Annotated in this window: 13 protein-coding genes; 12 read left to right on the top strand and 1 reads right to left on the bottom strand. The window is 38.4% G+C overall.

Annotated elements, in window-relative coordinates; all coding sequences use genetic code 11:
• Positions 1-69 precede the first annotated feature (69 nt).
• Positions 70-1,170 carry an alkene reductase gene (locus QF044_RS10950; RefSeq protein ID WP_307266948.1) on the bottom strand — a complete coding sequence of 367 codons (1,101 nt, stop codon included), beginning with the start codon at positions 1,168-1,170 and terminating at the stop codon, positions 70-72.
• A 77-nt stretch (positions 1,171-1,247) separates the two neighbouring features.
• Here QF044_RS10950 and QF044_RS10945 point away from each other — a divergent pair, with 77 nt between their 5' ends.
• The 12 genes from QF044_RS10945 (at position 1,248) to QF044_RS10895 (ending at position 14,949) form a co-directional block, all read left to right on the top strand.
• Positions 1,248-1,964 carry an AraC family ligand binding domain-containing protein gene (locus QF044_RS10945; protein ID WP_307266946.1) on the top strand — a complete coding sequence of 239 codons (717 nt, stop codon included), beginning with the start codon at positions 1,248-1,250 and terminating at the stop codon, positions 1,962-1,964.
• Positions 1,954-2,106 (top strand): helix-turn-helix domain-containing protein, encoded by a 153-nt coding sequence (locus tag QF044_RS21585; protein ID WP_373462682.1) that lies wholly within the window; start codon positions 1,954-1,956, stop codon positions 2,104-2,106. Before QF044_RS10945 ends, QF044_RS21585 begins: the two co-directional genes overlap by 11 nt.
• 210 nt (positions 2,107-2,316) lie before the next feature.
• Positions 2,317-3,195: an alpha/beta fold hydrolase gene (locus QF044_RS10940; RefSeq protein WP_307266943.1), complete on the top strand. Its 879-nt coding sequence runs from the start codon at positions 2,317-2,319 to the stop codon at positions 3,193-3,195.
• A gap of 203 nt (positions 3,196-3,398) precedes the next feature.
• Positions 3,399-4,394 carry an alpha/beta hydrolase gene (locus tag QF044_RS10935; RefSeq protein WP_307266941.1) on the top strand — a complete coding sequence of 332 codons (996 nt, stop codon included), beginning with the start codon at positions 3,399-3,401 and terminating at the stop codon, positions 4,392-4,394.
• Positions 4,395-4,595: 201 nt separating this feature from the next.
• Entirely contained in the window at positions 4,596-5,726 is a 1,131-nt protein-coding gene (locus tag QF044_RS10930; protein WP_307266939.1) for an alpha/beta hydrolase-fold protein, read from the top strand.
• 64 nt (positions 5,727-5,790) lie between these two features.
• Positions 5,791-6,666 (top strand): helix-turn-helix transcriptional regulator, encoded by an 876-nt coding sequence (locus QF044_RS10925; RefSeq protein WP_307266936.1) that lies wholly within the window; start codon positions 5,791-5,793, stop codon positions 6,664-6,666.
• Between the two features lie 228 nt (positions 6,667-6,894).
• On the top strand, positions 6,895-8,418 hold the full coding sequence (locus QF044_RS10920) for a long-chain fatty acid--CoA ligase (protein WP_307266933.1): 1,524 nt from the start codon (positions 6,895-6,897) through the stop codon (positions 8,416-8,418).
• Positions 8,419-8,423: 5 nt separating this feature from the next.
• Positions 8,424-9,302, top strand: coding sequence for a prolyl oligopeptidase family serine peptidase (locus QF044_RS10915; protein WP_307266931.1), 879 nt, complete (start codon positions 8,424-8,426; stop codon positions 9,300-9,302).
• A 13-nt stretch (positions 9,303-9,315) separates the two neighbouring features.
• Entirely contained in the window at positions 9,316-9,462 is a 147-nt protein-coding gene (locus QF044_RS10910) for a hypothetical protein (protein WP_307266929.1), read from the top strand.
• A 10-nt stretch (positions 9,463-9,472) separates the two neighbouring features.
• A complete protein-coding gene (locus tag QF044_RS10905) occupies positions 9,473-11,977 on the top strand; it encodes a TonB-dependent receptor domain-containing protein (RefSeq protein ID WP_307266926.1) in 2,505 nt (834 codons plus the stop codon).
• A gap of 4 nt (positions 11,978-11,981) precedes the next feature.
• Positions 11,982-13,163, top strand: coding sequence for an alpha/beta hydrolase (locus QF044_RS10900; protein WP_307266923.1), 1,182 nt, complete (start codon positions 11,982-11,984; stop codon positions 13,161-13,163).
• A gap of 280 nt (positions 13,164-13,443) precedes the next feature.
• Complete coding sequence (locus QF044_RS10895) at positions 13,444-14,949, top strand: adenosine kinase (RefSeq protein ID WP_307266920.1); 1,506 nt, start codon at positions 13,444-13,446, stop codon at positions 14,947-14,949.
• The last annotated feature ends 43 nt before the right edge of the window (positions 14,950-14,992 follow it).

The following is a 14,992-nucleotide window of genomic DNA, read 5'->3' as shown; positions in this document are numbered from 1 at the left end:
AATCCCCGGAAAAGTTGTCCGGGGATTTATACAATTGAAAATATGAATCAATGTCTGTTGATTTCCTGTTTAATAATCTGTACACTTGCTGAAAGAGACACTCGGATAGTCGATATAGCCTTTGTCTCCACCATGATAAAAAGTTTCTTCATCCCAATCTGCCAACGGAAAATCATTTTTTATACGTTCCGTTAAATCAGGATTTGAAATGTACAGTTTACCAAAAGCAACCAGATCAATCAGCCCTGTTCGCAAAATTTCTTCAGCCGTTTTTACTGTAAATCCGCCTGCAATCATAATTATATTTTTAAAACGTTCTCTTGCATTACGCAAAAAACTTATTGGGATTGAAGGTTGCCCATCACTTATTGCATTGGAAAAATGAATGTATAGAATATCCAGCTTCTGCAATTCATCAAGAATATATTCGTGGGTTGCCAGTTCTTCGGGATAAGATTTCAAATCATAAATTTTGCGGAAAGGGGAAAGTCTTATTCCGATCTTGTTCTTTCCAACTGTGGCAATTACTTCCTGTATGACTTCAAAGAGAAAACGGGTTCTGTTTTCAATGCTTCCGCCATATTCATCTGTTCTGGTATTACTGAAAGGATTGATGAACTGGTCGATCAGAAAACCATGGGCTGCATGAATTTCAACTCCATCAAATCCTGCTTCTATTGCATTGATGGCTGCTTGTTTAAAAACATTTACCCAAACCGGAATTTCTTCAGTGGTTATAGCAATCGGTATTGTCATATTTTGATAGCTGTTATCAGGAATACGGATGGTTTCGTTGACAGCTATGGCAGATGGAGCGATTAATGGCTCGTTATTTTGAATAGCCGGATGTCCTACCCGGCCTGCCTGTACCAACTGGGCAAATATTTTTCCGCCCTTTTGATGAACCTCTTCCACAATTTTTTTCCAGGCTAGTTTTTGTTCATCATGATATATTCCCGGAGTATTCATATAAGCACCGCCATTGGAAGAAACAGCAATATTATCTGATATCAGTAATCCGGCACCGGCTCTTTGCTGATAATAAGTGGTCATGGATGGTAACGGTAGTCCATTTACAGCTCTCCGGCGGTTCATTGGAGCCATTACAACCCTGTTTGAAAGGGAAATGTTTTCATTTGTAAACGGAGTTGTTAATTTTTTCTGTGACATCTTTTTTTTACAAAATTAGTTTTGATTAACAGTTAAAAACAGGGATATCGGACGGTTTTTTTTGTACATTTCGGGTAATGAAAACGAAGCATCTATATAAACCTTTGGATATATTTGTCTCAGATATGGAACACTGGAATGAACGTCCCCTGATCTACCAGTTCTTCGAAATTGTGCAGATCATAGAAGGGGAAGGTACCAGGATTATCAATGAAAACAAGTTTCCATACCGTAAGGGGAGCATTTTTTTATTTACCCCATTAGATTGCAGAGGTTTTGAGAGTACTACAAATACACGGTATTGTTCCATCCGTTTTTCTGAAGTTTTTCTTGAACAGTACAAAACCAAAAATGAAAAAGAGAAAGTTCTGCTATGGCTGAAACAGTTGGAAGCTATTTTTACACATCACAACCGCTTTGAGCAGGTTCTGATTAAAGAGCCGAGAGATTGTGACATGATTTCTTCATTGATCGAAAATATGCTCGTAGAATACAACGATAAACCTTCCTATTTTGATGAAAATCTACAGCATCTGGTAATTCTTGTTTTAAATATTATTGCCCGGAATGTCAATCCCCAGCAAATTGTATCAGATACAACGATGGATGAACCTTTGATCAATAAAATACTGGTTTATCTGCATCAGCAAATACACTGTCCTAAAAATTTAAGGATAAAGCATCTTGCAGAACAGTTTAATCTCTCTGCCAATTATATCGGTGAATATTTTAAAAATCTTACAGGAGATAGTTTACACTGTTATCTCACCCAGTATAAAATGAATATTTGTTGAACAGCGGCTGCTCTACAGTGACTATTCAATAGGACAAATTGCAGATGATTTAGGCTTTTCTGATGAAAGCCATTTAAGCAGGCAGTTTAAGAAGCATAAGGGCATGACAGCTGCTGCCTTCCGGAAGCAGTTGAAAAATTAAATAAAAAATCCAGTGCGGACGAATACCGGAATTTATGTAAAACGATACTCAGAAGTATATTATAAAACGATCTGCTAATTTTTAAGTTATAACTTAGTCAGATTAATCTTGATATTAACCGTATTGAGTTCTAAACTAAGATGGACAGAAACAACGCTATAAAATTGTTTGTTCAATATCCGTTATTTTCAACAAATAATAAAATTTTTTATGGAAAACAGTCAGTTTAAATCACAGAAAGCACATCAGAAATTTCTTAAATTTTATGATGAAGCTATGGAAAAACTGCCTGTACCGCAGGGGACATTTGATATAAATACTGCTTATGGAAATGTAAGAGTGTATCGGTTTGGAAATCGGGGAGGGATTCCTATTCTGCTTTTCCCCGGGAGGGCAGCTTCAACTCCGATGTGGGAACCTAATCTTACCGGTCTGCTTAAGACTCATGATGTTTATGCTATGGACCTTCTGGGAGAGCCTGGCTTAAGTATTCAAACACATCCCATTAAAGATAATAAACAACAGGCAAGTTGGGTAGAAGAGGTAATAATGAAATTGAAGTTAACGAAAGTACACCTGCTGGGTGTTTCTTTCGGAGGATGGTCGGTAGTGAATTATGCCGTCAATTACCCCAAATGCATTGCGTCAATCATTTTGTTGGACCCAGCTTTGGTTTTTGCTCCGTTTTCTTTAAAAATTATTCTTTTTTCATTGATCACTACTCTTCCCTTTATCCCTGAAAAATGGCGTGAAAAGTCAATGAGCTGGATTTCCGGAGGAGCAGAAATTGATTCACAAAATTCTACTTCCATCCTTATTTCGATTGGATTAAAAGAATTTACCATCAAAACACCACCGCCTAAACAGTTTACCGCTGAAGAATTAAATTCCATTCATCCTCCAGTTTTGGTCATTTTTGCTGGAAAAAGCATCGTTCATAATTCTGTTAAAGCCTTAGTTTGCGCAAAAAATCTTTCAAATCATGTTGAGGCTGAGGTCTGGCCAGCGGCATCACATGCAATAAACGGAGAGTTCCCGGATCAAATAAATGAAAGGATTAGTCAATTCCTTTCAGGTCTGGGCATGTAAAAAAATAGTAGGGTGAATATGCTTAATTGTATCACTTTAAAAGGAATTAATTTCCCAACTTATAGATAAGATGTGAAAAATATATAATTGGATTAATTTTATAAAAATTTCTTTTCCGTATCACAAAATTTCCTTTTCGTGTCATCCGGTGGTAAGCATAATATTACTTTTGAAAGAATAGAGTTCGATATAATACTATTATTATGAAAAAATACCTGTTGTTTTTAATACTTTTCCTGATCTCGGGTTTATCATTTGCACAGCAATACCATTCCCTTAGCCTTCAGGAAGCAGAAAAAAGGTTGCTGCCCCAGTTCAGGTCAATGATTAATAGTCCGATTAAGGATATTACACTTGACGAAGTAAAAAAAGAACGCAAAATCCAGGCAGAAATGTCCTGGCCAGAACTGAAGAATAAAGACAGTGTTGACGTGATTCAGTCTAAAATTCCAGGGTTAAATTCAAAAGATCCTGAAATCCCCGTAACAATTTACAAACCTAAAAATGCTAAAGATCTTCCCATATTTCTTTGGTTCCATGGAGGTGGTTTCGTGTATGGAACACCTAAATGGGATCATCAGAGATGTGCAGATTATGCATTGAAGGGAAATGCAGTCGTGATCAATGTAGATTACCGTTTCGCTCCGGAATATCCTTTTCCTGCTGCGCTTCATGATGCTTATGCCTCATTGTTGTGGGCAAATAAAAATGCAGAAAATATAGGTGGAAATCCAAAACTCATTGCCGTGGGTGGCTCCAGTGCTGGAGCTGGTATATCCGGAAGCCTGGCACAATATTCAAGAGATCAGAAAGGTCCTAAAATCAGTTTGCAGGTTCTGGAAATTCCTCCGGGTGATTTCGGGATGAACTATCCATCAGTTATTGAATTTAAAAAAGTCCCAGGACTTAAAAGCGATGATTTTCCAATTTTAAAGGATTTTTATATCGGGAAAAATGGGAACTCAAAAGAAAAATATGTGCTGCCCGGAAATATCAAAGATGTTTCAAACCTTCCTCCATCCGTAATTTTTGTAGCCGGAGCAGATCCTTTACGGGACAGTGGGCTGGCTTATGCAGACCGTCTGATCAAAGCAGGCATTTTTACTGAGTTACATGTTTCTACAGGCTATGCCCACGGAATGCCTCTTCCGGAAAATATGGAGATTACGCTGAGAATGATGAAGCAGTTTCTTAAATAAACTACAGTGCTGTAGAATTTATCTGGACATGGATTAAATACAGGACCACAGCATCACCTGATTAACAGCAAAGAAAAATATTTTTCTTAATATTGATTAAAACTTTGTGATACTGACTGTGATTACAGCTTAATATACAGTCTTCAAAATATCGCCAGGCTATAAGATATTACTGAATTCTTACCTTTTAAAACTTAAATAATGCAATACTCACCAAAAATACTACTAGGCTTCCTTTTGTTATCTTCCACTGTATTTTCCCAAACCTACAAACCGGCTTCAACGCTATTGCCGGGAAAAGAATTTCCGAAAATAGATTCTGATAAAAAAGCACAGTTTCGGGTTTACTTTCCGGATGCCCAATCTGTAACCTTAGATGGAGGAGATGGAATGAAAAGTATAAAATCCTCTGCTTCCAAAGATCATGACGGTTTTTGGAATATCTCAACTTCACCCATGGAAATAGGTTTTCATTACTACTGGCTGAATGTGGATGGAAAACGAACCAATGATCCCAACACACAGCTGTATTTCGGGTACAGCCAGCCAACCAGTGGAATTGAGGTTCCTTCCGGGGAAAATTTTTTTCTGGAGAAAAATGTAAAGCACGGAAAAATTATTAACGATAGTCTGAATTCAAAAATAACACAAGGTAAACGAAACTTTAAAGTATATCTTCCACCAAATTACGGGTCTAAAAAGCTACCTGTTTTATATCTGTACCACGGAACCGGAGAAGATATTACAGGATGGGAAAAACAGGGTTATATCCTTCATATTCTGGATAATCTTTTTGCCGAAAAGAAAGCTGCGGAAATGATCGTAGTGATGGATTACGGTGTAGCATTGAATCCTGAACAGGAAAAGATGCCGGACAATTATCCCAGAACTGTTATTTCCACCAAAAACCTGGATAAGGTTGTTACCGGAGAACTGATTCCCTATATTGAAAAAAAATATAGAACTACAGGTAAAAAAGCTATTGCAGGACTCTCCCGGGGAAGTTATCAGGCGATGTTTATCGGGGTTAATCATCCTGAAATATTTTCAGCCATCGGAGCGTTCAGTCCTGTGATCTATGAAGGAACGGAAGCTGAACCTTTTAAAGAGCTTCCGATTGGTAATTTATTGAAATCCAAGAAAAAACCTTACTTCTTTATCGGAATCGGGGAAAAAGAAGATGCGCTGTTTTTTAAATTTAACCAAATTTTGACTACTTATTTAAGCCAGAATAATTATCCTTATTTCCAGTATAAATCTCCGGAAACCCGCCACGAATGGCTTACCTGGAGAAGATCTCTTTACCAGTTTACCCAGCATATCTTTAAGTAAAATACATGATATTTGTCATGTTTTAAAATTTTGTTAACTTACATCCCAACAAATTACCGTTTTTATGGAATTGCTTCTTCCTTACCTGGAGTCAGATGGTTTTAAACAAGGTCTGATTCAGGATTACAGATTTTGTGATACAGATTTTCTGAACTCTACTGTTCTGGAAATGCCGGAGGATTTGGGAAGCGGGAAGCTGATTCTTTTCAGTAAAAAGAATTTTCATTTTTTCCGTGGAAAATGGAACTTTCAGGAAGACACCATTTTCCATTCACCCCATAAAGTAGGGGATAACGGAATGATGGATTTCCGCATCAATAAAGAAGGAAAGATCAGCAGTAATTTCATCAACAACGAAAAAGAATTTGAGCACAATACTACCGATATAGATGGGGTAAGGATTTTTGTTCCGAAAAGTATTTTTCCGAAAGATAACGGACTGCTGAAAGAGAAGCTGGAAAATGCACAGCGCAATTACCTGAGCCAGGAAAAACTCAAAACTATTTTCGATACCCCGTTTGATGACGCATCCTGCAGCATCATCCTCGAAAGCAGAATTCTGGAATTCCTAAGCTACTGGATTCATTACCTTCTTTCTGATGAGAAAACATTTGAACACAAAAAAGCATTTGAAGACAAAATAAAACTGGCGAAAGATTTTGTAGATACCAATGCATTCCAGAGTCTGGCCATCAGAGAAATAAGCCGTTATTGCGGACTCAACAGCAGTGATCTTAAAAAAGGATTTAAAGATTATACCCGGTTGCCTATCCATCAATATATTATTAAAGCCAGAATGGAGATGGCCAGATCTATGCTTTTGGAAACCGAAAAATCCGTTGGTGAGATCAGCGATTTTATCGGCTATAATAACCGCGGGCATTTTTCCCAGCTCTATCTCCGTTACTTCGGAAAACTTCCCTCTGAAGAACGTTTGTAAAATTAAACACCTTTCCGTACAATCATGTAAACGCAGTCTGTAAAAGCGTTTACAGATTTTGTATTTTTATACACTATTAAAAAAATTTCCTTTTCGTATCACGGAATTTCCTTTTCGTGTCAGCACCTGTTCTCGTTATCATTAATTTGGAGTTAAGATTAGTTTATATGGAAACTGCCTTGGTTAAAGGGATTCCATATCAATATTAACGTAATGTGAACATCAACTATGCTTAACTTATCTATTTTAGTAGAACAAATTGCAAAAAGAAATCCTGAAAAACCAGCTTTAAGTCTTGATAAAACTACTTTAAGCTATAAAATATTTCATGAAAAAGTCTGCCAGACTGCTCATGCACTTACAAAAAAAGGAATAGGTCATGGTGATAAGGTTGCCTTACTCTGCCCTAATATTCTTCAGTTCCCAATTGTTTTTTTCGGAATATTAAAGGCTGGGGCAACTGTGGTTCCGCTCAGTATCTTTCTCAAACCTGAAGAAATCACTTATCACCTTTCCGATTCCGACAGTACAATGTTCTTCTGTTTTGCCGGAACTCCGGAACTCCCAACAGGGAAATTCGGTAAGGAAGGCTTTGATAAGACACCATCATGCAGAGATTTTATAAGTATTGGAAATTTAGCAGATGATGTAGAGAATTTTGATAATCTCATCATGAATGAAAAAGCAGATTTTGAATCTTATATGACTTCCTCAGAAGACACAGCCGTTATTATTTATACTTCCGGAACCACAGGAAAACCGAAAGGAGCGGAGCTTTCGCATATTAATCTTTTTACCAATGCAGAAGCCAGCACAACCATCATTGCTTCTGCTGAATTTGAGGCCCAGCTTGTAGTTTTACCATTATTTCACATTTTTGGCTTAACGGTAATGATGCTTGCAGGAATCCGGAGATCACTCCATCTTGTCCTTTTGTCAAAATTCGATGCAAAAACAGTTTACCAGCTTATTCCTCATTTTGATATCAGAATTTTTGCAGGTGTTCCCTCTATGTATTGGGCACTTCTGAATGAAGACAATACCGAAGAAAATACCAATAGCATTAAAAAATTAAGAATCTGTGTTTCCGGTGGGGCTTCTCTTCCTGTAAAAATCATTGATGAATTTGAAAATAGCTTCGGAGTTCCGATCATTGAAGGTTATGGGATGTCCGAAGGCTCTCCTGTAGTGACATTTAACCAGTTGAAAACAGGAAGGAAGCCCGGTTCTATCGGAACGCCTATCTGGGGTGTTGATGTTAAGATTGTAGATGATCGCTGCAATGAACTGCCGGTCGGTGAAAAAGGAGAATTGATCTATCGTGGCCCCAATGTGATGAAATCTTATTACAGAAAACCTAAAGAAACTGAGGAAGTTTTGAAAAACGGATGGATGTTTTCCGGAGATATTGCCGTAAAGGATGAAGACGGGTTTTTCTTCATTGTCGACCGTAAAAAAGAAATGATTATCAGAGGCGGAATGAATGTCTATCCGCGGGAAGTAGAAGAAATGATGATGAGAAATCCTGATATTTCCATGGTAGCCGTTATCGGGATCGAAGATGAAAAACTCGGGGAAGAAATTAAAGCATTTGTAGTAAGGAAAAAAGAAAGCAAGGCTTCCGAAGAAGATATTAAGTTATGGACAAAAGAAAGAATTGCCAAATATAAATATCCGAGAATCATAGAATTTATAGATGAAATGCCATTAAGCGCAACAGGAAAAATACTTAAAAAGAACTTAAAAAACTAGCTGAAATGAATTATTTTAAAATCGCACTGCTGTCCATTGGATTATTGACAGTAAGCTGCTCAGTACAAAATACGGAAAGTAACAAAACGGTTTCTGTGGGTCTGAAACAAGAAAAACTCACCGATATAAAATATGGGTCACATGAAAGAAATGTGATGGATGTTTATCTTCCTGCCGACAGGAGCCCGAAAACTGCATTTCTCGTTCATATTCACGGAGGAGCGTGGACGCAGGGTGATAAGACCTATGATACGAAGATCTCTGAATACCTTCTTTCACAGGGAATTGCGGTTGCCAATCTGGATTACCGTTATGCGAATCTTACAGATACTCATCTTCCGGAGCTTCTGGATGATATTGATCAGGTTGTAAAATACCTTTCTGCCCACGCTCAGGAATGGAATACCAGGAAAAATGGCTTTTCAATTTCCGGAGGAAGCTCCGGGGCTCATGTTTCGCTGATGTATGCCTACACAAAAAATCCTCAGATCAAAACCATCATAGAAATGTGTGGTCCGGTAGATTTTACGGATGTTCAGACCCTGACGTATGTAAAAGCAGCGAACCTTTTGGAGGTTCTGGATAAAATGTCAGGAAACAAAACAGTCTGGAATCCCGGTGATGCTATCCCGGAAGCTTACGCTAAAACCAGTCCTGTAAAATTTGTTAATCAGATTCCCACAATGATTATTCATGGTGATAAGGATGAAGTAGTTCCCATCCAACAGGCTTATATCCTGGAAAAAGCTCTGAAGGCAAAAGGTACTCAGTACAAACTGATCGTAGTTCCCGGAGCAGGACATCTTATTACAAAATTACCGGCAGATGAGCAGGTGGTATTTACCCATGTGGCGGAATGGCTTAAAAAGTATGGCACAAATTAATGATTAAAATATTATGAAAACTACATTTTTAAATACAAAAATTACGGTAGCCGTACTTTTCCTGGCAGCCTTTTCCAATGTAACAGCCCAGAAAAAGGAAGCTGACACAACGAAAACAAAAGATATTGATGAGGTGATCATGACCGGGGTATTTGATTAAAAGGACAAGAATGAATGCCCCGGTCGCAATCTCTGTTCTGAAAAGCGACGTCATTGAAAAACAGGTTCCCAACAGTGCTGCAGACCTGCTTAAAAATGTTCCGGGAGTTTATGTGAATTCATCCTTGGGAGAGATCAGAAATAATGTAAGCTCAAGAGGAATCAGTGCAGGTTCTTCAGACGGTACTTTTGCTTATGAGTATATCTCTATGCAGGAAGATGGTTTACCGGTAACCAATACCACCTATTATAATTACGGGCCTGACTTTTTTCTGAGAGCAGATGCCACTATTTCCCAGATTGATGCGGTGAGAGGAGGTCCTGCTTCTATTACGGCTGCTAATGCACCGGGTGGAATTTTCAATTATATTTCTAAAACGGGCGGCAATAAATTCGGTGGTGAAATCCGGGCTAAATATGGCGTTCAGGGGGCAGATAACTCAGGATATCATAGAATGGATGCCAACTTTGGAGGTCCTTTGGGAGATAACTGGTTTTTTAATATCGGAGGATTTTACCGGTACGATTTAGGAGCAAGATATGCAGGCTATCCGTTCAATAATGGTGGACAGGTAAAAGCAAATATTGTCAAAAAATACAATAAAGGAAGTTTAAAAGTATTTCTAAAATATCTTGATGACAAAAATGGCTATGCTCAGTTGGTTCCTACAAGAAATTATTCAAACCCCGAACCGGCAGAAGGATTCAGCAGCAGCTCGTCTTTGCTGATTCCGAAATTACAATACAATTCTCCGGATTTTATTCATGGCGGGAATATAGATTATAATTCAGGCCGTCTGGTTAGCAATAAATACCGCTCCATAGGACTCAACTGGGACCATAATCTTGGAAATGGATGGAAGCTGTTCCTGGCAAGCAAATATTCTGATAATGATGTGGTGCAGAACAGCGTAGGAAATTCTTTTCTTACCTCGCTGGATGATTTGACCTCTTATTTTTTGGTCGGCGGACTGGGAGTGGGAACCTATTCCTTTAAAGATGCGCTTACAGGGCAAGAACTTGCCAGTGTGAATGCTGCCCCGGGAGCCGGTGGATTACCTGTTTACCAGATCACCAAGAATCAGTTGCCGGGTCAGTCTATTCAAAATAATTCATTTTTAATGTCAGCTCTTAATTTTTATGAAAATAAGGTGAAGGAATCTATGAACCAGCTGACCATTAATAAAAAATGGAACAATATGAATTTCTCATTTGGCGGCTATTACGGCTATTCCGATGTATGGCGATTTTCCGGAATCAATGGGATAGGACTTACCACCTTAGAGAACCGTCCAAGAATGATGACCTTAAGTTTAACAGGGGTTACCACTTTAGACTTTACAAAACCCGGTGTATATCAGCTGACCAATAATGACGGTTTTGCACAGGCAGCAGGCAGCACGGGAGATTTAATTGAATTCAAGGCTAAACAGCAACAGGGAGCCGTGTTTTTTGGGCATACGTGGGACATTACAGATCATCTGACGCTGGATTGGGGAATACGGTATGAAAAAGTATGGATCAAAGGAGATAATACCCGAACCTATTTGTTTTCAGATAAAAACGGCGGTACGGATGGCAGCATTTATACCCTTTACAATAACAATGCTTTGACAAAACTTACAAATGTTGGTTATAGCAGACAGTTGGAGAACTTTTCCTATTCGGCAGCGTTGAATTATAAATTCAATAATAATGTTGCCGTATATGCCAGGTATTCAAAAGGCAGCAAATCTCCGGATCTTGATATGTTCTTTGCAGCCAACAGACCGGAAACCATAGATCTATTAGATCCTCAATCCAGGAAAACCCAGCAGGTGGAAATGGGATTTAAGACGAAAACAACTTATTTTGATGCTTTTATAACACCATTTTACAGTTTGCTGAGCAATGTTCCTTACAGCTTTATGGCAGATGACGGAAAAGGCGGGTTTTACACCACTCCATCATTGTATAATAAGAATGAAACCTATGGTATTGAATTGGAAACCAACATCAGGCCTGCCGACAACTTCAGCATAAGGGCGGTGCTTACATTGCAGGACCCGAAAGTGAAAGAAGGGTATCTATGGAACCTCGGAAGCGCGCCTGGCCCTGCTGATGATACTGTGTTTTCATATTCAGGAACCACCATAGCCTATACACCAAAAATTATGGCTAATGTAACTCCTAATCTGAAAATCGGTAAGGCATTCGGATTTGTAACCTGGAATTATATGGGTAAAAGGGAGGGCAGCAATACCAATGTCTACAAACTGCCGGGATTTTCCCAGTTCGACCTTGGAATAGGATATAATGTAAATGAAAATCTCAGTATGCTTGTGAATGTGAATAATGTATTTAACAAATATGGGGTGATGAGCTACCAGAGACCGGGAACTCTTCAGCAGCAACTTGCAGGCTTCGAAAACTTTACCCAGGCCGAATACGCTTCTGCGGTTGCCAATAATACTCCTTATTTTACCATTGCCATTCCGCCGACTTCCGGGTATGTTACGGTAACCTATAAATTTTAATATCATGAAAAAAAATTTAAATATATTCTTAGCCATTTTACTGTTCATCATCCTGATTTTATTGGTTATTCCTATGATTTCAGTGTATCTGAAAGCACCCATGCTTCTGAGCGGTTACAGCAGTTCGTTTGCTATGCAGTTCAATTCGCAGTTTGTTGTTTTGAGCCTGGTATTGATCATTATCTGTTTTCTTTTCTATAGATATGGGAAATATTGGCGGAAATTACTGATTGTTAACCTGATCCTTTCGGTTCTTTTTTTCATTGCCCAGTTTTTTTTCACAGTGGTTATGTTTTCCACGGCTAAAAAATACAATGCCAAAGTTTCCTTTTCTCAGGGATTAAAAGGGCATGAAGAGCCTATAAAACCTACCGAAACGTATTCTTATCTCACTATTTATAATGAAGAACAGCATATAGATGTTTTCCGCCCGGAAAAAAGATCTTCATCACCTGCAATTCCTGTTATTCTTGTTCACGGGGGTGCTTTTATTGAAGGAAACAGAACTCAGGTTGGTTATGCTGCCAATTGGTTTAAAGATCATGGATATACCGTTTTTTCCATAGATTATCCTTTAGGAAAAGAAGACCGGCACAACTGGGAATCTGCGGTTAATTCTGTAGTGACTTCAATGGGGTTCGTTGTGAAAAATTCAAAAAAATTCAATGTTGACCCAAACAAAATAGTTTTGGTAGGTGGTTCTGCGGGAGCAGCTTTGGTGATGCAGGCAGATTTAGGATTGAGACAAGGTTTTGCTAAATCTTATGATTCCCCACAGCCTCCGGTTTCGGCAGGAGTTATTGCGATTTATCCGCCTGTCAGCTTATCCGAGCTCTGGCAGAAAATAGATGAGAAAAAGAATATCGATCTCAAATACGCAGCAAGAAGATATCTCGGAGGTTCACCTTCCGAATTTCCACAGCGCTATGCCCAGCTGAATTTAATAGACCAGCTTTCCAAAGGCATTTCCCCTACATTCATTATTGCCGGAGAAATAGATCATGTAGTCAATGTAGAAGCTACAAGAACATTTGTGAAAAAAGCCACAGAATTGAAGCTTCCTGTCTCTTATGTTGAAATTCCTTATGGTGAACACGTTTTTGATGCCAATTCCAATTCTATTGCCGGACAGATTGAATGGAATAAAATAGAGGAGTTTTTAAAGAATAATAATCTGGGAAACTGATAGTTGTATATTGAAATAACTGAGCTAATAGTTCGGAAAGCATTGTAATGATAATTTACAATGCCTTTTTTTTAACCCGTTTTGTTGTTCTGAGCCATTTAAAAGAGGAAAAATGATCAATCCTGAGGCGGAATTTTAATGGCAAAATAAAGACTTTGAATTCCGATATACCTTGAGAATTGCGTGGTATGCATTAACTTTGTAGTTTTATTAAAACTTTTTGTCAGAATTGTTTTAATGATAAGTGCATCACCTATGCAAAACAAGTTCCCATATTAATATGAAAAGATACCTTACTTATATTTTACTCCTTGGATTTACTTTTTTCGGCGGTCAGAATAAAATGGCCGGACAATCTACCTATGCTCAGGACTGGAAATCATCCGAGCAGAAGAATGAAGCCCTTGCTTTTGATGCAGACATAAAATTATCGGATGCGGAAATGGTGTTGGATAAAAAACTATTTCAGCTAAGAAAACAAGTCCTTACCGAAGCAGAAACACAAAAAATATCTCTGTTCAACAGTTCTTTTAATGAATTAAAACCTCTGATTGAAACCAGCAGATTATTTAAAATCCTCCAGACAATGCCGAAAGGAGGTTTGCTGCACAGCCACAGCGGAGGGCTGGCAGATGTAAAATGGGTGATTTCGGTGGCAAGAAAATATAAGGAATGCTATGTTTATGATCAGAAGGATAATGACCAGTATATTTTCGGGCAGCTGGCTTTTTTTACGAAGGAAAATGTTCCGGCAGGATTTGTAAGCCTGGATAAGAAACTGGCTTCGGACCCCGGTTTTGAAAAAGAACTGCAGGATCTTCTTACCTTAAAAAGGGATAAGCTCTGTACCTATACGGATTACTGGGTGGAGTTTGAGAAGCGTTTCAAACGCATCAACCTCCTGCTGCCTTACCGTCCTTTCTTCAAAGAATATTATCTGAAAGGTTTTCAGGATCTGACCAAAGATCATGTACAGCATGTGGAGATCAGGTTTATATTCGATGAGCTTTACGATTTCCAGCATGGAAAATATCCTTTAAAAACTTCAATTACAGATTTGCAGGACGTTCTTAGACAAGTCCGTCAAACGAATCCGCAGTTCAGCTTGAAATTAATTTATTCGAGCTTTAAATTTTTAGATCCCGAAGGTGTAGAAAAACAGCTTGAAACCGCTTTTGAGCTCAAAAAAGAATTCCCGGACATGATTTCGGGTTTTGATCTTGTGGCAGATGAGGCTGCCGGAAACAGCATTTATTATTTTCAGAAAAACTGGATGAAGCTGAATGAACTTTCTAAAAAGTATGGGGTAGAAATGCCGCTTTTCCTTCATGCCGGCGAAAGCAATTCTGTTTTCAATAAAAATATTCTGGATGTTGCTTTACTGAATAACCGACGGATAGGGCATGGCCTTAACCTGATCTATTTCCCAGCTACAATGGAAGAGGTCAGAAAGCAAGACAAACTGGTTGAGGTAAGTCCCATCAGTAACCAGGTTTTGGGCTATGTAAGCGATCTGAGAAATCATCCTGCAAGGGTTTTGATGAGCAACGGCGTGCAGTGTTCCATTAACAGCGATGATCCGTCAGTGTATGGCTACGAAGGCCTCAGCTATGATTTCTGGGTAGCTTTTATATATTGGGAGCTGGATGTGAAGGCACTTAAAAAGCTTGTCTTTAACTCTGTTAATTATTCTTCTTTAAATAAAGACCAGAAAAAGGAAGCCATCACATATCTGAATAAGCAGTGGAATGATTTTGTTCAAAAGGGAAATAAAACTTTAAACTAAAATCTCTGTTATATTTGTAAATTAAAAAATAGCATCATTGGGT

The sequence above is a fragment of the Chryseobacterium sp. W4I1 genome, assembly GCF_030816115.1.
In the GTDB taxonomy this organism is placed as follows: Bacteria; Bacteroidota; Bacteroidia; order Flavobacteriales; family Weeksellaceae; genus Chryseobacterium.
Note: the sequence above shows the minus strand (reverse complement) of the source record. Positions and strands in the feature narration are given on the sequence as shown.